We start from the raw sequence: 19005 nt of genomic DNA on the forward strand, positions 1-19005 counted from the left end.
GGAAGCCGTTATGTCCGGACACAGTTTCAAAGAATTCCCGATCACCTGGGGCATGGTGATCGATATCGACAAGTGCACCGGCTGCGGGGCCTGCATGGCCTCCTGCCAGACGGAGAACAACGTCAATCCCCAGCCCGAGGCCTCCAACAAGCTGCGTTCCACCTCGTGGATGCTGGTTTACGAGCTGACCAACGACAAGGCCTTTCCCGACCATGACGTGGCCTTTCTGCCCCGTCCCTGCCAGCAGTGCGGCAACCCGCCCTGCGTGTCCGTGTGCCCGGTCGTGGCCACGGACAAAAACGAGGACGGCGGCATCGTCAGCCAGATCTACCCCCGCTGCATCGGCTGCCGGTACTGCGTGGCCGCCTGCCCCTACCATGTCCGTTACTTCGGCTGGTACGACCCGATCTGGCCCGAAGGCATGACCAAGACCCTCTCGCCCCTGACCTCGGTGCGGCCGCGCGGCGTGGTGGAAAAGTGCACCTTTTGCCACCACCGCTGGAACCTGGCCAAGGACGCCGCCCGGGCCGCCGGCAAGGACCCCGAGGACCTGCCGGATGGCGCTTATGTCACCGCCTGCGTCCAGAACTGCCCCTCCGGGGCCCTGACCTTCGGGGACCTCAAAAACCCCAAGCATAAAGTGCACGAGCTCATCAAGAGCCCCTACGCCTTCCGGTTGCTCGAACGCCTGGGCACCAAACCCCAGGTCTACTACATCAGCCGGCGGGAGTGGGTGCGCAAACTCGGCGATAACTACCTCAAGAGCGAAAAAACCGAGTAATTCCGGGGGATGCAATGAGCTTTATCGATATCGAAAAAAACTGGTATCCCGAGGGTGTGACGCGTTGCGGCCTGGGGAAATTCATGGGGTGGCTGGGTTTTCTTGGCGTGTTCGCCCTGTTCGGCCTCATCGCCATGCTCGTCTGCTTCTATTACGGCCTGGGCGTCACCGGGCTCGACAACTACTTCGGGTTCGGCCTGTGGATCACCTTCGACCTGGCCGTCATCGCCCTGGGCGCGGGAGCCTTTTTCACCGGGCTCATCCGCTACATCATCGGCGTGGATGAACTCAAGAACATCATCAACCTGACGGTGATCAAAGGGTTCATCTGCTACTCCGGGGCCATGCTCATCCTGTCCCTGGACGTCGGCCAGCCGCTGCGGTCGTGGTTCGGGTACTGGCACCCCAACGTCCACTCCATGCTCACCGAAGTTATCTTCTGCATCACCTGCTACCTGATGGTGCTCATCATCGAGTACGTCCCGCTGATCCTCGAGCAGAAGCAGATCAACAAGATCCCGTTCCTGCACAACCTGGCCCACCAGATGCACGTGGTCATGCCGCTTTTCGCCGGCATCGGCGCGTTTCTGTCCACCTTCCACCAGGGCTCGCTCGGCGGCATGTACGGCGTCATGTTCGCCCGTCCCTACGCCTTCCGCGAAGGGTTCTTCATCTGGCCGTGGACGTTCTTCCTGTTCGTCCTGTCGGCCATCTCCTCTGGCCCGTGCCTCACGGTGCTGATCTGCGGCTTTATGGAGAAGCTCTCCGGCCGCAAGCTCACCACCTACCGGGTTAAATCGCTCATGGCCAAGATCGGCGGCACCATGCTGCTGATCTACATGGTCTTCAAGTACCTGGATACCTGGGCCTGGATCAACGGCGTGCTGCCCCGGGCCGGCCTGACCTTCGACCAGATGTTCTACGGACTGGTCTACGGCAAGTGGCTGTTCTTCACGGAAATCGTCCTGTGCCTGCCGGTGCCGGTCATCTTCCTGCTCACGCCGCTGCGCAAGAAGCCCGCGTTCATGTACTCCGGCGCCATTCTGGCCTGCCTTGGCGTCATCATCAACCGCTACGTCTTCACCGTCCAGGCCCTGGCCCAGCCGGTCCTGCCGTTCACCAAGTGGGTGGTCTACTCCCCCAACTGGGCCGAATGGGCGACCTCCGGCATGGTCATTGCCTACGGTTTCATCATCATGAGCCTTTCCTACCGCTACCTGCCGATTTTTCCGCAGGAAGTGGGGCTCAACAAGAAATAGCCTTCGGCGGGGTTGCCTGCCTCAGCCCGGTCGCGTCGCGCGACCGGGCTTTTTTTGTCTTTGTCGTCGGACGCGCCTGGGCTGCCTAAGACTGTGGGCGGGGAGTGTTATCAAAAGTACGATGTCAAAAATGGCATGTCGGTTGCAAAACTCCCCGTATATGCTTACAATCAGACTGCCGATTTTTCCCGGGCGGGTGTTCGGGCTGCGGGAACGACCCCATGAAGGCCTCTTGTCGTTTGAAGCGGCCCCAACCTCCGAACGGGGGGAGAGCTTGGCTTTTAAAACCAGAAAAGGCGCCATCACGTGGCTGCGTGTCGTGGACTTGGCCGTGGCCGCCGTGGCCTTGCTCATTGCCGGCGGCGTGGCCGCCGCCGAATCGCCTGAAGCGTCCCTGCGTCTCGATTTCCCCACCCTGGCGCTTTTCGCCTGGCTGCTTATGGCCACGGCCTGCGTGTTCCCGCTTTTCGCGCTCTATACCGAGGTGGCTCTTTTCCAGTGGCGCGAGTCGGTCAAGGCCACGGTCAAGGCCGTCACGGGCGTGCTGCTGATTTTGGTGGCGGGCGCGGCGGTGCTCGATCCGCCGCTCATCACGGCGGCTTTTTTGATCCTCTATTGGTTTTCGGCCTGCGCCGGGGGCATTGCCGCCCGGCTGGCCACCCGGCGGCTGCTTTTTCTCACCGAGGCCCAGGGCATTGCCGCCCGCCGCACCCTCATTGTCGGCACCGGGGCCCGGGCCCAGGAAATCGCCCTGCGCATGCTCGCCCAGCCCGGCCATGGCTACCGCTTTTGCGGTTTCGTCGGCGATGGCTGGAACAAGCCCCCGCCGCCATCGTTGCCGGGGCGCTTCGAGCTGGTCTCCGACATGGGCGGTTTCGCCGACTACTTGCGGGAGCATGTGGTGGACGAGGTCCTGGTCTGCCTGCCGCTGGCCGAGCTCAGCGAAAAGGCCACGGCGCTCGTATCGGAGTGCGAGGAGCAGGGCGTGTCCGTGACCGTGATCACGCGCCTTTTCGAGCTCAAAAATCCGCGCCATCGTCCGGGCAGCCATGGCGGGGAGATGGTGGTGACCATCTCCAACACCCTGGCCGACGAGCGCGAGCTGATCCTCAAGCGTTTTCTCGACGTGTCCGTGGCCCTGGCCATGCTTTTGGCGCTTTCCCCCCTTTTGCTCGCGGTCTGGGCCCTGATCCGGCTGACTTCGCCCGGGCCGGCCTTCTTCGTCCAGGAGCGGGTAGGGCTTAATAAGCGGGTGTTCAAATTCTACAAATTCCGCACCATGGTCCAAAACGCCGAGGCCCTGCAAGCCGACCTCGAATCCCGCAACGAGACCAACGGCGCGACCTTTAAGATCAAAAACGATCCGCGCATCACGAGGCTCGGCCGTATCCTGCGCAAGACCAGCGTCGACGAGTTGCCCCAGCTCTTCAATGTGCTGCGGGGCGAGATGAGCCTCGTCGGCCCGAGGCCGCTTCCCGTGCGCGATGTCGAGCGTATCGAAAAGGACTGGCCGCGCCGGCGGTTCGGGGTCAAGCCCGGCATCACCTGCCTGTGGCAGATCTGCGGCCGCAACAGCCTGCCGTTCGAGCGGATGATGCAGCTCGACATCGAGTACGTCGACACCTGGTCCGTGCTGCTCGACATCAAGATATTGCTGCGCACCGTGCCGGTGGTGTGCAGCATGCGCGGGGCGTATTGAGCCGCGCCGGCCGGTTCGCTTGCCCGCAAGCGCCCCCTGGCCTATAGTATCGCAACAAGAAAGCCGGGGGACACGCGACGGATGCGCATCATAAAGCCTTTCAAGGGACGCCGGGGTTTCGGTCCGGTTTTCTTTCTGCTGGCCGCGGCCCTCGTTTTGGCGCCTGTGGCCGCGGCCGGATTCGCCGGCTACTACCTCTTTCTCAAGGACGCCCACAAACCCGAACTCGTCTTGTTGCCCGAGGCCAACGCCTCGTCGCTGAGGCGCCCCTTCACCGTGACCGCCGCCGACCCGCAATCGGGCATCCGCTCGATCACCGTCACCGTCACCCAGGGCCAGCGGCGCAACACGATACTGCACAAATCCTACGATCCGCCCAGGGACAAGGTGTCCGAAAGCTTCAATCTGGAAAATTCGGAACTTCGCGGCGGGGCCTTCGAGCTCCAGGCCGCGGCCTACGACGGGTCCTACGCCAATCTTGGCGCGGGCAACACGGCCCGCGTCTCCCGGCGCATGCTCCTCGATCTCGTGGCCCCCTCGGTCAAGGCGCTGACCCCGGCCCATTACGTGCGCCAGGGCGGCGTGGGGCTGGTCGTCTACGAGGTCAACAAGGATGCCGTCAGAAGCGGGGTGGTGGTCGGGGACAGGTTCTACCCCGGCTTCAGGCAGCCGGGCGGCCAGTACGCCTGCCTGTTCGCCTTTCCCAGCGATATGGACGCGAACGCCTTCAAGCCGCGTCTGTTCGTGGAGGACGCCGCCGGCAACGAGCGTACCGGATTTTTCGTCAATATGGCCATAAAACGGCGTTTTCGCGATGAGCGCGTCGACGTCTCCGACGCCTATCTGGCCGCGCATCTGCCGGCCTTTGCCGCGCTGTATCCGGAAATCCGCGATCCCGTGGCCCGGTTTCAAAAGATCAATGACGATCTGCGCCGCCAAAACGAGGCCGTGCCGGCCGCCTTGTCCAAGGAGAGCCCGCACGAGCCGCTCTGGGACGGGGCGTTTATCTACATGCCGCGCTCCATCGTGCGCGGCTCCTTCGGCGCGGACCGCGTCTACGTCCACGACGGCCGGGAGATCGGCCGGGAAAAAAGCGCGGGCATCGACCTCGCCTCGGTTCCCCATGCCCCGGTGCCGGCGGCCAACAACGGCAAGGTGGTTTATGCCGGGCCGCTCGGCGTCTTCGGCGACACCGTCATTATCGACCACGGCATGGGACTTTTGAGCCTCTACGGCAACCTGTCCTCCATCGCCGTGCGCAAGGGCGAGTCCGTCAAGAAGGGGGCCGTTATCGGGGCCACTGGCACGACCGGCCTCGCGGCGAACGATCAGGTCCACTTCGCCATGTATCTCGACGGCCAGCCGGTCATCCCCATCGAGTGGTGGGACGGCCATTGGCTGGAGGACAACGTCACGGCCAAGCTCAGGCGTTATGCCCCGGCCCCGGAGGGCGCCTCCGGCAAAACCGCTTCGGCCCCGCGGTCGTAGCAAGGCCGCAAGCCGGCTTTGGGCGGGGCTTTCCCGAGGCCTTGGTTGACAAAGTCCGCTCTCCCTTTTTAACGTCGCAAGTTGTTCAAAATTTCCCATTCGAGGAGCAAAGGCGCATGGAAAAGACGGTATATTGGATCGAGGGCGACGGTATCGGCCCGGATGTCTGGAAGGCCGGTCGACCGGTCCTCGACGCCGCCGTGGAAAAAGCCTATGGCGGCAGCCGCAAGCTGGTGTGGAAGGAGCTGCTGGCCGGCGGCAAGGCGTACAAGGAAACCGGCGATTATCTGCCCGAGGCGACCCTGACCGCGCTCAAAGGCGCGGAGCTGGCCTTCAAGGGCCCGCTGGCCACCCCGGTCGGCGGCGGTTTCCGCAGCCTCAACGTCACCCTGCGTCAGGTTCTCGACCTCTACGCCTGCATCCGCCCCATCCGTTACTTCAAGGGCATCGAATCCCCGGTCAAGCGTCCCGATCTCGTGGACATGGTCATCTACCGCGAGAACACCGAGGACGTGTACGCCGGCATCGAATATGCCACAGGCACGCCCGAGGCCAAAAAGCTCATCGCCTTCCTGCGCGACGAACTTGGGGCCAAAGTGGACGACAGCGCCGGCGTCGGCGTCAAGCCCATCACCCCGGCCGGCTCCAAGCGTCTCGTGCGCAAGGCCATCCAGTTCGCCGTGGACACCGGACGCAAAAGCGTCACCCTGGTGCACAAGGGCAATATCATGAAATACACCGAGGGCCTGTTTCGGGCCTGCGGGTACGAAGTGGCGGCCGGCGAATTCGCCGATACGGTCATGACCGAGGAGGACGCGGCGGCCGGCGGCAACAAGCCCGTGGTCATCAAGGACCGCATCGCGGACAACATGTTCCAGGTGGCGCTCATGCGGCCCCAGGACTATTCGGTCATCGCCACGACGAACCTCAACGGCGACTACATCTCCGACGCCCTGGCCGCCCAGGTCGGCGGCCTCGGCCTGGCTCCGGGCGTCAACATGAGCGAAAAGCTGGCCTTTTTCGAGCCCACTCATGGCATCGCCCCGGCCCTTGCCGGCAAGGACAAGGCCAACCCCGGCAGCCTGATTTTAAGCGGCGCCATGATGCTCGAGCACATCGGCTGGAACGAAGCGGCGGGGCTCATCCATGATTCCATGGACAAGACCATCTCCGAAAAGAAGGTCACGGTCGACCTGGCCGACCAGATTCCGGGCGCGACCACCATCGGCTGCGCCGCCTTCGGCGAGGCCTTGGCCAAGAATCTGTAACGATTGCCGAGTGAAAGGCGGGGGCGATGTCGTCCGGGACCGCTCGGCCCGCATTCCCCCGCTTGTTTTCCGCCGCCTGGATGTCTCCGCGCGCGTTGGCGGAACGGACTGCCGCGCCGGACGACGTGACGTTGTACCCGCTTGGAAACAAGATGACACCCGCTTCGTGGCGAAGGGGAAAAGGGGGCGAAATGGCCGTTGTCGGCGTGGATACCGGTGGCACGTTCACGGACGTTATCTGTTGGCGCGATGGGGCGTTTGCGGTGGTCAAGCTGCCTTCGACCCCGGACAATCCCGCCCGCGCCGTGCTTGCGGGGCTTGAGCGGTTGGGTTTCGCCGGGGGCCGCGTGCTGCACGGTTCGACCGTGGCCACCAATGCGATTTTGGAACGCAAGGGCGCGCCCACGGCTTTCATCGCCAACGCGGGCTTTGAGGACATCATCGCCATCGGCCGCCAGAACCGGCCCGAGCTTTACGACCTGGCCAGCCGCAAGGAACCCTGCCTCGTGCCCGGGGAACTGCGCTTCGGCGCGCCGGGACGCGTTTCGGCCGAGGGCAAGGTGCTCGAGGAGCTGACTCCCGAGCGGGCGTCCGAACTGGCCCGGGCCGTGGCCGATGCCGGCGCCACCTCGGCCGCCATATGTCTGCTTTTCTCCTTTCTCAAGCCCGAGCACGAACGCCTCCTTGGCGAGGCGCTGGCCGCATGCGGCCTGTCCGTCTCCCTTTCCAGCGACATCCTGGCCGAATTTCGGGAATACGAGCGCGCGGCCACCACGGTGGCCAATGCCTACGTGGCCCCGGTCATGGACGCCTATATCGGCGACCTGGAAGCCGGGCTGGGCCGGGAAGCGGCGCTTTCGGTCATGCAGTCGAGCGGCGGGCTCATCACCGCCCAAACGGCCCGCCACGAGCCGGTGCGCACGATCCTTTCCGGCCCGGCCGGCGGGGTCGTTGCCGCCTTGGCCGTGGGCAAGGCCGCCGGTTTCGACAGCCTCATCACCTTCGACATGGGCGGCACCTCCACCGACGTTTCGCTTCTCGACGGCGGTCTGTCCGTGGCCATGGAAACGCGCCTTGCCGGCCTGCCGATCAAGACGCCCATGATCGACATCCACACCGTGGGCGCGGGCGGCGGCTCGTTGGCCGCCCTCGACGTCGGCGGGGCGCTGACCGTCGGGCCTCAAAGCGCCGGGGCCGATCCCGGGCCGGCCTGCTACGGCAGGGGCGAGGGGCTGACCGTCACCGACGCCAACCTTTTTCTCGGCCGGCTTGCCCCGGATCATTTCCTTGGCGGCGGAATGGCGCTTGCCTCCGATCGCCTGCCGCCGTTGTTCAAGCGCCTGGGCGCGGCGGCCGGCCTGACGCCGGTCGAAGCGGCCGAGGGCATCGTGGCCGTGGCCGAGGCGGCCATGGAGCGGGCCATCCGGGTCATCTCCGTGGAGCGCGGCCATGATCCGGCGGATTTCGCGCTGCTTTCCTACGGCGGCGCGGGCGGGCTCCACGCCGTGTCCCTGGCCCGGCTGCTCGGCGTCCAAACGGTTGTCGTGCCGCGCCATCCGGGTCTCTTTTCTGCCCTTGGCATGCTTCACGCCGATATCGTCAAGGATTTTTCCGAAACCGTCATGCTGTCTTCGGACAAGATCGACGTGTTCGAGCTGGCCGGGCTTTTCGGCTCCCTGGAGGAAAAAGCCCGCCAGGGCATGGCGGCCGAAGGTCTGGACGGCGGCGACATCGTGCTCGAGCGCCAGCTCGACATGCGCTACAAAGGCCAGTCCCACGAATTGCCCATTCGTTTCGTGGCCGACCCCTTCACCGCCTTTCACAACCGCCACGAGGACATTTTCGGCTTCAAGGACCGCAAGGCCGTCATCGAAGTCGTCACGCTTCGCATCCGGGCGCGCGCCGTTCAGGAGAAGCCGCCGTTCAAGGAGGCCGATCACCTTGTCGCGGCGGTGTCCGAGGAGGCCAAGCTCGGCGAACGCCCCCTCGTTTGGCGCACCCGCGAGATCGCGGCCCAGTGGTACGACCGGGAAAAGCTCGCCCCCGGCAACCGCATCCTCGGTCCGGCGCTCATCGCCGAAATTTCGGCCACCACCTTCGTTCCGCCCAAGGCCGAGGCACGCGTGGACGGCTTCGGCAACATCGTCATCGACACGCATGCCGAAGGATGAGGGCGGAGAGGTGAGAGAGGAAGCCTCCGGCGGCCAGGGGGAAACTTTTTGGAAAAAGTTTCCCCCTGGACCCTCTTCAAAAACTTTCCATGGGGGGGAGGGGGGAATGGCTTTTTCGTCCCTTGACGGGGTAGGCTCTATCCCCAGGCCCTTCCAGCGTTCGGCCATGGAGTTGCGGCAGGATTGCTCCCGGGCATGGCGCGTGGTCAGGGCCATGGCTTGCTGCCGGTGATGGGGCGTTGTGACTGGGGCCGGCGGGGGCAGGGCGGACGCGAAGGCGTATTCTTCAAATATGCGCCGCGCGCGGCTGTCCCGCCCCCGCCGGCCCGCCAAAGAAACCAGACCCGGCAGGCCGGGCAGGGTGGCGGAAAATTAGGCAACAGCGCCTTGAAACCGGGTGGCTGACGGGGGCGTCGGGATGCTTGTTATCGGCACGCCATGTTATGGCGGGGTGGTCACGCTGCCCTACATGCTCTCCATGTTGGCGCTCAAGGATGTGCTCAACGCCGCGAAGGTTCCGTTTCGCCTGCTGACGCCCGCCAACGACAGTCTCATCACCCGGGTCCGCAATTCCATCGCCAACACCTTCCTGCGCGACGAGCGGGCCACGCATCTGCTTTTCATCGACGCGGACATCGAGTTCGTTCCGGCCATGGTGCCCCGGCTGCTCGGCAGCGGCAAGGACGTGGTCTGCGGCGTCTATCCGGTCAAGGGTCTGCGTCTGGACCGCGTCATGGCGCAACCGGCGGGGGCCACGCCCCAGGCGGCCGAGGCGGCCAGCCTGGATTACGCGGTCAAGCTCAAGCCCGGCTGCCACATGGACGCCCAGGGATTTCTGGAAGTGGAGTACGCGGCCACGGGGTTCATGATGGTGAGCCGCCGGGCGCTGACGCGCCTGATGGACGCCTATCCGGACTTGCGCTATCGCTATAGTTGCACCAATGAGGAGCCGGCGGACAATTTCGCCTTTTTCGATACGGCCATTGATCCGCAAACGCGCGACTATCTGCCCGAGGATTATGCCTTTTGCAAACGCTGGCGCGACATCGGCGGACAGGTGTTCGTCAGCGTGCCCGGCCGCTTCGCCCACCATGGCGGTAAGGCGTATATTGGAGATTTTGCAATGTATTTGCGAGATGTTACGAAGAAACATACGCATAAATAATTGTTTATTAGGTGAGGATACTGTGGATACTGCGATTCTACTTTCTGTTGTTAAAGTATTGCAAAATGACTATGTAACATTTGATATCGGAGGTAGGCTTAATGCTTTAATTGAAATGCTTAGTGAATTTGAGCGTAATTCAGCAACCGTCGATAATAGTAAGTTTGAAGAATCGACTACAAACTTATTGGAAGCGCTTGATGATTTAAAATTGAACAAGCCATGCCTTTATCAGGAAGTTGTTCTGAATGAAATAAAAGCTTTTGAGTGGCTTGGTGATGAATTAAAAGAGAAAATAAAATCTATCATTAAAAATTATGCAAACAACAGAAAATTAATGATACAAGTGTTGTTGGATTTGAAAGCCAAATTCAACATGTATTTGGCTTCTCTTAACTCTTTGATCAGTGGATTTGCAAGGGTTGGCATTGAGGAGTATGTCCTCTTAGACAATGATGCAAAGATAGTCGTTGTATTTCAGGAAGATATATCGCATTTTTCGCTTGATGCTTTAGAAAAGGAATTTCGTGAACTAAAGAAGACTCTTAACTTTATGTCTGAAATAGTTGGAGATCAAAAAAAAGCTTTTACAGTGTCTTCGATTGGGTCAACTGATTTTACACTTATTATTGATTCTGGATTTAAGACGGCAGCGTTTTTTGCTGCTACAGTAACTTTTTGTTTAAAGATATATAAAGATTACTTGGATATTTTGTTGAAAAGAAAAGAGTTGAAAAAGATGGATTTTCCTGTCGAAGTTATTGAAAAAATAGTATCGGTTAGTGAAGAGATGAAAAATAAAAGAAAAAATGATTTTGTTGAAAATATTATTGCAAAGTATCTGGATAATAATTCTGGTATTGATAGCGGGAGAAAGAGTGAGTTGGTGAATGCAGTTGCTGGTGTTTTGGATGATGTATCTAAAAAAATTGAATCCGGAGTTAGTTTTGATGTAGTGAGTCGTGCTGCTGAGGATGGTATCAAGGGGGCTGGGGATGGAAGTGCTTCGTTTGATGATGCTGTGGCTGCTTTAAAATCTGCTCAAAATGAAATAAAATAACTTAAACTTGATAAGAATATTCTTTTGGCAATAAGCGAATCTAAATAAAGGTTGATCATGAACATCACTCCGATTACCCTGGAAGTCTTCAAGAACAAGTTCGCTTCGGTGGCCGAGGAAATGGGCATGGCGCTGACCCGCGCCGCCTTTTCCCCGAACATCAAGGAACGTCGCGACTTCTCCTGCGCCGTGTTCGACGCCAAGGGCGACATGGTGGCCCAGGCCGCCCATATTCCCGTTCATCTCGGCTCCATGCCGCTTTCCGTGGCCTCCATCATCGAAGCGCTGGAACTGGCCCCGGGCGAAATGGCCATGCTCAACGATCCGTTTCGGGGCGGCACCCACCTGCCCGACATCACGCTTGTCGCCCCGGTCTACGCCGGCACCGACGCCCCGGTCTTCTACGTCGCCAACCGCGCCCACCACGCCGACGTCGGCGGCATGGCCCCCGGCTCCATGCCCCTTTCCACCTCCATATTCCAGGAAGGCCTCGTCATACCGCCGGTGAAAATCGTCGTGGGCGGCGAAATCGTCCCGGACGTCATGAACCTCTTCCTGGCCAACGTGCGCACCCCGGCCGAGCGGCAGGGAGATTTCGCCGCCCAGATCATGGCCAACCGCACCGGCGTCGCCCGCATGGAAGCCCTGGTCAAGGCCCACAGCCTGGAGACCGTGACCGCCATGGCCGAGGCGCTCATGGACTACGCCGAGCGGCTCATGATCGCGACCATCGCCGCCATGCCCGACGGCTCCTACGAAGCCGAGGACAGCCTGGACGACGACGGTGTCGGCGGCCAGGACGTCGCCGTGCGCCTGACGCTTTCCATCGGCGGCGAGGAGGCGGAACTCGATTTCACGGACAGCGATCCCCAAACGGCGGGCTGCGTCAACGCGGTGGGCGCCATCGCCGTCTCGGCCGCGCTCTACGTGTTCCGCTGCCTGGCCGGCGGCAACGCCCCGACCAACGCCGGCTGCCTGCGCCCCATCATCGTGCGCACGGCAGCCGGCACCTTGGTCGATGCCCGCTTTCCGGCGGCCGTGGCCGGCGGCAACGTCGAAACCTCCCAGCGCATTGTGGACGTGATCCTGGCCGCTCTGGCCAAGGCGCTGCCCGGGCGCATTCCCGCCGCCTCGCAAGGCACCATGAACAACGTGGCCATGGGCGGCTTCGACCCGCGCGTCAAAAAATCTTTCACCTACTACGAGACCCTTGCCGGCGGGGCCGGGGCCGATGCGAAGGGCCCGGGACAGTCTGCCGTGCACTCCCACATGACCAATACCCTCAATACGCCCGTCGAGGCGCTGGAATATGCCTACCCGCTGCGCGTCACGCGCTATGCGATCCGCCAGGGTTCCGGCGGTCCGGGCCAACATCCCGGCGGCGACGGGCTGGTGCGCGAGATCGAAGCCCTCGCCCCCATGGAGGTGACCGTGCTCTCCGACCGGCGTTTTCGCGGCCCCTGGGGCCTGGACGGGGGCGGGGAGGGCGCTTCCGGCGTCAATACCGTGACGCGGCGAAACGGCGAGATGGTCATGCCCGGCAAGTTTCACGTGCGCCTGCGCAAAGGCGACCGGCTGCGCATCGAAACCCCCGGCGGCGGGGGCTACGGCGTGATGGGGTAGGGCGAAGAGATGAACCGGGGGCAACTTTTCTGAAGAAAAGTTTCCCCCCGCCCCCCTTCAAAAGACTTTAATAGTAAAAAAAGCATATTATCCGGCACATGCTTTCACCGTTATAAAATTTCGGAAGGGGAGAGCGCGAGAGGGGGAACCCTTTTTAAAGGGTTCCCCCTCTCGCAAAATCTTTCCATCCTTTCTCCCTCTTCCGATCGCGATGTCTCGGGTTTTTGTTCTTTCCTTTCTTTCTTTCTTCGTGTAGTATTGCCTATTTCGTATTCGCAACATCACGCCCCGATCGATCCGAAATCCGCCCGCCGGACCCGGCAAGGGCGATAATCCTGGAGGAAGCCTTGGAATATAACGTCAATCAGATTTCGCCTGTCAAAACACAGGTCAACGTCACCGTCCCCGCCGAGGAGGCGGATGCCGCCCTGGCTACTGCCGTCGCCCTGTACCGCTCCAAGGCCGACATCAAGGGCTTCCGCAAGGGCAAGGTGCCCGCCAGCGTCATCGAGTCGCGCTTCAAGAAGGAAATCACCGCCGAGGCCACCACCGACCTCATAAACGTCCATATCAACGAGATCATGGGCGAGCTCAAGCTCTCGCCGCTTTCCGGCCTGGACGTGAGCGACGCCGCGCTCCAGAAGGGCGAGTCCCTGGAATACACCTTCACCTTCGAGCACGCTCCGGCCTTCGATCTGCCCGAGTACAAGGGCCAGGCCATCGAGGAAGAGGAAGTCGTAATCGGCGACGCCGAAATCGACGCCGTGGTCGAGCGCGTGCGCAAGAATCTGGCCGAGGTCAAGCCCATTGCCGACGCCCGTCCGGCAATGGATGGCGAGGTCGTTTCCGTCACCTTCGAGGCCTTTGAAAACGGCGAGCCCATTCCCGGCGTGCGCGCCGAGAATTTCGAGCTGAGCCTTGGCGAAGGCCAGGCCCTGCCCGAGTTCGAGGCCCTCATCAAGACCATTCCGGCCGGCGAGGAGGGCTCTTCCGAGATGACCTTCCCGGCCGACTTCATCAATACCGATCTGGCCGGCCGCACCGTGCTCATGAAAGTGGCCGTGCACGTGATCAAGGAACGCCTTTTGCCCGAGGTGGACGACGAGCTGGCGAAAAAAGCCGGCAACTTCGAAAACCTGGACAAGATGCGCGAAGCCATTACCATGTCCTACAAGAAATCCCGCGAGGACCTGCACCGCTCCTCGGCCCAGAAAAAGCTGCTGGACAACCTCCTGGCCCAGGTGGAGTTTCCCCTGCCGGAGTCCGTGGTGGAGCAGCAGCTTTCCAGCATGGCCGACGATTTCGTGCAGAAGCTGGAGCGGCAGGGCAAGAGCCTCGCCGGCGTGGGAAAGACCATGGAGGACCTGGAAGCCGAGCTCAAGCCCAAGGCCGAGGAGCTGGTCAAAACCCAGATTTTCCTCGCCGCCGTGGCCGCCAAAGAGGAGCTCTCCGTCAGCCCGCAGGAGATGGACGCGTTTTTCTACCGCCTGTCCACCCAGACCGGGCAGGACGTGGTGCTGCTCAAGCGCTACTACGAGGATAACGGGCTTATGATCCTGGTGCGCGACAAGCTGCTGGCGGACAAGGCCGCCGACTTCATTTACGCCAATGCCCTTGTGACCAAGGTGCCGGCCACTGAAAAGCCGGAGGAAGACGACAAGGGGTATGGCGTGCGCGAGTAGCGCGTCACAAGCTGGCTTCTTTTTTGCATGACCTGTAATGCGGTCATGGTGGGCGAAACGGCGGCAGCCCGTCGTTTCGCCCGGAACCCCAACCCCTGCGGTCGCGGCGAAGGCGGCTGGCGACAAACATAATTGTCGCACCGTGTCGCCCTCCGGCGCAAAAAGGGAGCACAATGACTACCGTCCCTATTGTCATAGAAACCACGGGCCGTTCCGAACGGGCCTACGACATCTATTCGCGTCTGTTAAAAGACCGCATCATCCTGCTCGGCAGCGCGGTGGACGATTACGTCGCCAACCTGATTTGCGCCCAGCTGCTCTTTCTCGAGTCCGAGGACCCGGAAAAGGAAATTTCCCTGTACATCAATTCCCCGGGCGGCGTCGTTTCGGCCGGGCTGGCCATCTACGACACCATGCAGTACGTCATGCCGCCGGTTTCCACGTTGTGCATGGGCCAGGCCGCCAGCATGGGCGCGCTGCTCCTTTGCGCCGGCGCCACCGGCACGCGTTACGCCCTGCCCCACAGCCGCATCATGATCCACCAGCCTTCGGGCGGCTTCCAGGGGCAGGCCACGGATATCGAGATCCACGCCAGGGAGACCAGACGCACCCGCGAGGCGCTCAACGAGATCATGGCCAAGCACACCGGCCAGCCCATTGAGAAGATCCAGGTCGACACCGAGCGCGACAATTTCATGAGCGCCGAGGAAGCCGTGGCCTACGGCCTCGTCGATAAGGTGTTTGCCTCCAGGGAACCTGTTGCGAAAACGGAATCCGGGGACGCCTAACCGCGCCTTGGGTTTCGCTTAAATGGCCCGGAGGCCCGGGCAAAGTGGGTTTTCCCATATGACGCGAAAGAAAGGACCTGTGTCGGGCGAGTTGTGCTGCTCGTTTTGCGGCAAGAACCAGGATGAGGTCCAGCGGCTGATCGCCGGCCCGGACGTGTACATCTGCGACGAGTGCGTTGCGCTTTGCAACGAGATCATCGCCCAGGAGTCCGTCAGCGAAGAGACCGAGGGCGGCAAGCTCCTGCCGCCGGCCGAGATCAAGCGGCTGCTCGACGAGTACGTCATCGGCCAGGAACAGGCCAAGAAGATTCTGGCCGTGGCCGTCCACAACCATTACAAGCGCGTGTACTACGCCGGGGCCGCGGCCGCCGACGACGTGGAGATCGACAAGAGCAACATCCTCCTGATCGGTCCCACCGGATCGGGCAAGACGCTTTTGGCCCAGACCCTGGCCCGCGTCCTCAACGTCCCCTTCGCCATCGCCGACGCCACCACCCTGACCGAGGCCGGCTACGTGGGCGAGGATGTGGAAAACATCCTGGTGCAGCTGCTGCAGAATGCCGACTACGACATCGAGGCCGCCAGCCGGGGCATCATCTACATCGACGAGATCGACAAGATCGCGCGCAAGGGCGACAGCCCGTCCATCACCCGGGACGTCTCGGGCGAGGGCGTGCAGCAGGCGCTTTTGAAGATCATCGAAGGCACCGAGGCCAACATCCCGCCCAAGGGGGGCCGCAAGCACCCGCAGCAGGAGTTCATCCGCTTAAACACCGCCAACATCCTTTTCATCGTCGGCGGCGCGTTCATCGGCCTGGAGAAGATCGTGGGCCAGCGCATGCGGGGAACGGCTATGGGATTCGGGGCCAAGGTGGAGGCGCGCCATGACGACGACATGTCGCGGATGCTTTCCCAGGCCCATCCGGCCGATCTGATCAAGTTCGGCCTGATCCCGGAATTCATCGGCCGCATTCCGATCCTCACCAGCCTCGAGGAATTGACCAAGGACGATCTGGTGCGCATCCTGACCGAGCCGAAAAACGCCTTGGTCAAACAGTACCAGAAGCTCTTTGAACTGGACAAGGTGCGTCTGCGGTTCACGAAGAACGCCATGGACGCCATTGCCGAAAAAGCCATCGAACGCAAGACCGGCGCCCGGGGACTGCGCAACGTGATGGAGAGCATCATGCTCGAGATCATGTACAAGTTGCCGTCGCTTTCCGGCGTCAAGGAGTGCGTCGTCAACAAGGCCGTGGTGGAGAAGGGCCTCGAGCCGCTGCTGTTCTACCACCAGGAAGTCAAATCGGCCTGATTGACGTTGCCGCCTCCCGTTTGACAACGGTCTTTTCGGCATTACCTTGAGCATTCGCAGCATCCGACCGCCGGGCCGGACCTCCTCCGGTCCGACGGTCCAAAGCCGATGCCAACCCCGAAAACGGGAGGTTTCATGACGGGTTTTACCTTCGACAACGACCGGTTTGCCGCCGAATCCATACGCCTGCCCATGATGAGCCTGCGGGAAGTGGTCATGTTCCCGCGTTCCATCGCGCCGCTTTTCGTCGGCCGCGAAGCTTCCATCAAAGCCATCGAACAGGCCGTTGCCGCCCACGATAAGAAGATCTTCCTCGTTGCCCAGCGCTCGCCGGAAACGGAAAAGCCGAGCGCCGAGGACCTGTTCGAGATGGGCACGGTCAGCAAGATTCTCCAGATGCTGCGCCTGCCCGACGGCACGATCAAGGTCCTTTTCGAGGGCCTCTACCGGGCCGAGTGGGAGCCGCAGTCCCTGGGTGTCGGCGAGGATGCCGACTACCCCATGGTCACCGTGACCCGGGTTCCGGAAGAGGAATCCCACGGTCCGGAATCCGACGCGCTCATCCGGGCCACCCAGGAGGCCCTGGAGCATTACGGCCGCATCAACAAGAAGCTGGCCCCCGAGACCATTCTGGCGATCAATTCCATCAGCTCGCCGGGCCGCCTCGCCGACGCCGTCATGCCCCACCTCAAGGTGGACTACATCAAGAAGCAAAGCGTCCTGGAAGAGCTCGAGCCGGTCAAACGCCTGGAAGAGACGTATGCCTTCCTCCAGGGCGAGATCGAAATCTCCTCCATCGAGAAGCGGATAAAAAACCGCGTCAAGCAGCAGATGGAGAAGAACCAGAAGGAATATTACCTTAACGAGCAGATCAAGGCGATCAACAAGGAGATGGGCCGCGAGGACGATCCCGGGGCCGAGGCCGCCGAATTCGAGACGCGCCTGGGCGAGAAGAACATGTCCGAGGAGGCCCGGGAGAAGACCCTTCGCGAGATCAAGAAGCTGCGCCAGATTCCGCCGTCGTCCGCCGAATACACGGTGGTGCGCAACTACGTGGAATGGATTCTGGACCTGCCGTGGAACGTCTACAAGGAGACGGACCTCGACATCGCCGCCGCGGAAAACGTGCTCAACGAAGACCACTTCGGCCTGGAAAAGCCCAAGGAGCGCATCCTGGAGTATCTGGCCGTGCAAAAGCTGGTCGAGCGCATCAAGGGCCCCATCCTGTGCCTGGTCGGCCCGCCGGGCGTCGGCAAGACGTCGCTGGCCAAGTCCATCGCCCGGGCCATGGACCGGGAATTCGTGCGGCTGTCCCTTGGCGGCGTACGCGACGAGGCCGAGATTCGCGGCCACAGGCGCACCTACGTCGGGGCGCTTCCTGGCAAGATCATTCAGTCGCTCAAGCGGGTGAAGTTCAACAACCCCGTCTTCTGTCTGGACGAGGTGGACAAGATGAGCACGGATTTCCGGGGCGATCCCTCGGCCGCGCTGCTGGAAGTCCTCGATCCCGAGCAGAACTACGCCTACAGCGACCATTACCTGGACATGGACTACGACCTGTCCAAGATCTTTTTCATCACCACGGCCAACTCCTTGCACTCCATTCCGCTGCCGCTTCAGGACCGCATGGAGATCATCCGCATCCCCGGCTACCTGGAAACGGAGAAGATGGAGATCGGCCGCCGGTTCCTCATGCCCAAAAACATCGAGCAGCACGGGCTCAAGCCTGAGAATCTGGACCTTGCCGACGATGCGCTGCTCGAGGTCATCCGGCGCTATACCCGCGAGGCCGGGGTGCGCAACCTTGAGCGTGAGCTGGCTTCGGTATGCCGCAAGGTGGCCCGCAAGCTGGTCGAGGGCAAGGACGAGGACGAGGCCTTTCCCGTCACCAAGGAAAACCTCGAATCCTACCTCGGCGTGCCCAAGCATCGTCATGGCGAGATGGAGGCCGCGCCGCGCGTGGGCCTTTGCACCGGCATGGCCTACACCGAGGTCGGCGGCGAGATCCTCATGGTCGAGGCCGCCATCATGCCCGGCACGGGCAAGGTGGAGATCACGGGCAAGCTCGGCGACGTGATGCAGGAATCGGCGCGGGCGGCGCTGTCCTATCTGCGCTCCCGCTCGGGGCTCTACGGCCTCAAGACCGATTTTCACAAGGAGATCGACATCCACATCCACGTGCCCGAGGGCGCCATCCCCAAGGACGGCCCGTCGGCAGGCATTACGCTGGCCACGACCATCATCTCGGCGCTGCTCAATATCCCGGTGCGAAACGACCTGGCCATGACCGGCGAGATTACGTTGCGCGGCCGGGTGCTGCCCATCGGCGGCCTGCGCGAAAAGCTCCTTGCCGCCCACCGTGGCCTTATCCGTACGGCGATCATTCCGGCGGAAAACGAGAAGGACCTGAAGGACGTGCCCGAGGCCATCCTCAAGGACATGACGATCATCACGGTCGAGAGCATGGACGAGGTGCTGTCCAAGGCGCTGGTCTGCCAGGAGCCGGAAAAGGTGTTTTGTCGCAGCGTTGAAAACGACGTGCCCCTGGCCGACTCGTTGCTCAAAGAAGAGTTCCGCCCCGAGCCCCGGCATTAGCCGGTTGGATATGCCTCCGGCGGCCAGGGGAGGCTCCGCCTCCCCTGGACCCCACCGCCGGGGGGCGTCAAGCCCCCCGGTCCCCCCTTTCCCGTCATAAAAAACGCGAGGGCT

The 19005-nt window shown here is 61.9% G+C and carries 13 protein-coding genes; all 13 read left to right on the plus strand.

Annotated elements, in window-relative coordinates; all coding sequences use genetic code 11:
- Positions 1-10 precede the first annotated feature (10 nt).
- The gene (gene qrcC / locus DESFRDRAFT_RS18225) at positions 11-781 is read left to right on the plus strand and encodes a menaquinone reductase iron-sulfur cluster-binding subunit QrcC (protein ID WP_005996416.1); all 771 of its coding nucleotides are present in this window, start codon (positions 11-13) and stop codon (positions 779-781) included.
- A gap of 14 nt (positions 782-795) precedes the next feature.
- Positions 796-2040 (plus strand): menaquinone reductase integral membrane subunit QrcD, encoded by a 1245-nt coding sequence (gene qrcD, locus DESFRDRAFT_RS18230; RefSeq protein WP_005996418.1) that lies wholly within the window; start codon positions 796-798, stop codon positions 2038-2040.
- Positions 2041-2314: 274 nt separating this feature from the next.
- The gene (locus tag DESFRDRAFT_RS18235) at positions 2315-3739 is read left to right on the plus strand and encodes a sugar transferase (RefSeq protein WP_043795283.1); all 1425 of its coding nucleotides are present in this window, start codon (positions 2315-2317) and stop codon (positions 3737-3739) included.
- Between the two features lie 81 nt (positions 3740-3820).
- On the plus strand, positions 3821-5227 hold the full coding sequence (locus DESFRDRAFT_RS18240) for a M23 family metallopeptidase (protein ID WP_005996421.1): 1407 nt from the start codon (positions 3821-3823) through the stop codon (positions 5225-5227).
- A 116-nt stretch (positions 5228-5343) separates the two neighbouring features.
- Positions 5344-6495: an NADP-dependent isocitrate dehydrogenase gene (gene icd, locus DESFRDRAFT_RS18245; RefSeq protein ID WP_005996423.1), complete on the plus strand. Its 1152-nt coding sequence runs from the start codon at positions 5344-5346 to the stop codon at positions 6493-6495.
- A 191-nt stretch (positions 6496-6686) separates the two neighbouring features.
- Complete coding sequence (locus DESFRDRAFT_RS18250; protein WP_005996424.1) at positions 6687-8666, plus strand: hydantoinase/oxoprolinase family protein; 1980 nt, start codon at positions 6687-6689, stop codon at positions 8664-8666.
- Positions 8667-9084: 418 nt separating this feature from the next.
- Positions 9085-9831, plus strand: a complete 747-nt coding sequence (locus DESFRDRAFT_RS18255; RefSeq protein WP_005996426.1) for a hypothetical protein — start codon at positions 9085-9087, stop codon at positions 9829-9831.
- Positions 9832-9853: 22 nt separating this feature from the next.
- On the plus strand, positions 9854-10891 hold the full coding sequence (locus tag DESFRDRAFT_RS22400) for a hypothetical protein (protein ID WP_005996427.1): 1038 nt from the start codon (positions 9854-9856) through the stop codon (positions 10889-10891).
- A 57-nt stretch (positions 10892-10948) separates the two neighbouring features.
- Positions 10949-12514: a hydantoinase B/oxoprolinase family protein gene (locus DESFRDRAFT_RS18260; protein ID WP_005996429.1), complete on the plus strand. Its 1566-nt coding sequence runs from the start codon at positions 10949-10951 to the stop codon at positions 12512-12514.
- A 347-nt stretch (positions 12515-12861) separates the two neighbouring features.
- Positions 12862-14196 carry a trigger factor gene (tig, locus tag DESFRDRAFT_RS18265; protein ID WP_005996431.1) on the plus strand — a complete coding sequence of 445 codons (1335 nt, stop codon included), beginning with the start codon at positions 12862-12864 and terminating at the stop codon, positions 14194-14196.
- A gap of 173 nt (positions 14197-14369) precedes the next feature.
- On the plus strand, positions 14370-14984 hold the full coding sequence (gene clpP / locus DESFRDRAFT_RS18270) for an ATP-dependent Clp endopeptidase proteolytic subunit ClpP (RefSeq protein WP_005996433.1): 615 nt from the start codon (positions 14370-14372) through the stop codon (positions 14982-14984).
- Between the two features lie 58 nt (positions 14985-15042).
- On the plus strand, positions 15043-16296 hold the full coding sequence (gene clpX / locus DESFRDRAFT_RS18275; protein WP_005996435.1) for an ATP-dependent Clp protease ATP-binding subunit ClpX: 1254 nt from the start codon (positions 15043-15045) through the stop codon (positions 16294-16296).
- Between the two features lie 135 nt (positions 16297-16431).
- Positions 16432-18891, plus strand: a complete 2460-nt coding sequence (gene lon / locus DESFRDRAFT_RS18280; protein ID WP_005996436.1) for an endopeptidase La — start codon at positions 16432-16434, stop codon at positions 18889-18891.
- The last annotated feature ends 114 nt before the right edge of the window (positions 18892-19005 follow it).

The organism is Solidesulfovibrio fructosivorans JJ] (genome assembly GCF_000179555.1).
Classification (GTDB): Bacteria; Desulfobacterota; Desulfovibrionia; order Desulfovibrionales; family Desulfovibrionaceae; genus Solidesulfovibrio; species Solidesulfovibrio fructosivorans.

What these genes read in the sequence shown, in the direction of transcription:
- DESFRDRAFT_RS18255 (WP_005996426.1), top strand. Translation starts at nt 9,085, where the DNA reads ATGCTTGTTATCGGCACGCCATGTTATGGCGGGGTGGTCACGCTGCCC.
- qrcD (WP_005996418.1), top strand. Translation starts at nt 796, where the DNA reads ATGAGCTTTATCGATATCGAAAAAAACTGGTATCCCGAGGGTGTGACG.
- lon (WP_005996436.1), top strand. Translation starts at nt 16,432, where the DNA reads ATGACGGGTTTTACCTTCGACAACGACCGGTTTGCCGCCGAATCCATA.
- DESFRDRAFT_RS18260 (WP_005996429.1), top strand. Translation starts at nt 10,949, where the DNA reads ATGAACATCACTCCGATTACCCTGGAAGTCTTCAAGAACAAGTTCGCT.
- clpP (WP_005996433.1), top strand. Translation starts at nt 14,370, where the DNA reads ATGACTACCGTCCCTATTGTCATAGAAACCACGGGCCGTTCCGAACGG.
- clpX (WP_005996435.1), top strand. Translation starts at nt 15,043, where the DNA reads ATGACGCGAAAGAAAGGACCTGTGTCGGGCGAGTTGTGCTGCTCGTTT.
- DESFRDRAFT_RS18240 (WP_005996421.1), top strand. Translation starts at nt 3,821, where the DNA reads ATGCGCATCATAAAGCCTTTCAAGGGACGCCGGGGTTTCGGTCCGGTT.
- DESFRDRAFT_RS18250 (WP_005996424.1), top strand. Translation starts at nt 6,687, where the DNA reads ATGGCCGTTGTCGGCGTGGATACCGGTGGCACGTTCACGGACGTTATC.
- icd (WP_005996423.1), top strand. Translation starts at nt 5,344, where the DNA reads ATGGAAAAGACGGTATATTGGATCGAGGGCGACGGTATCGGCCCGGAT.
- qrcC (WP_005996416.1), top strand. Translation starts at nt 11, where the DNA reads ATGTCCGGACACAGTTTCAAAGAATTCCCGATCACCTGGGGCATGGTG.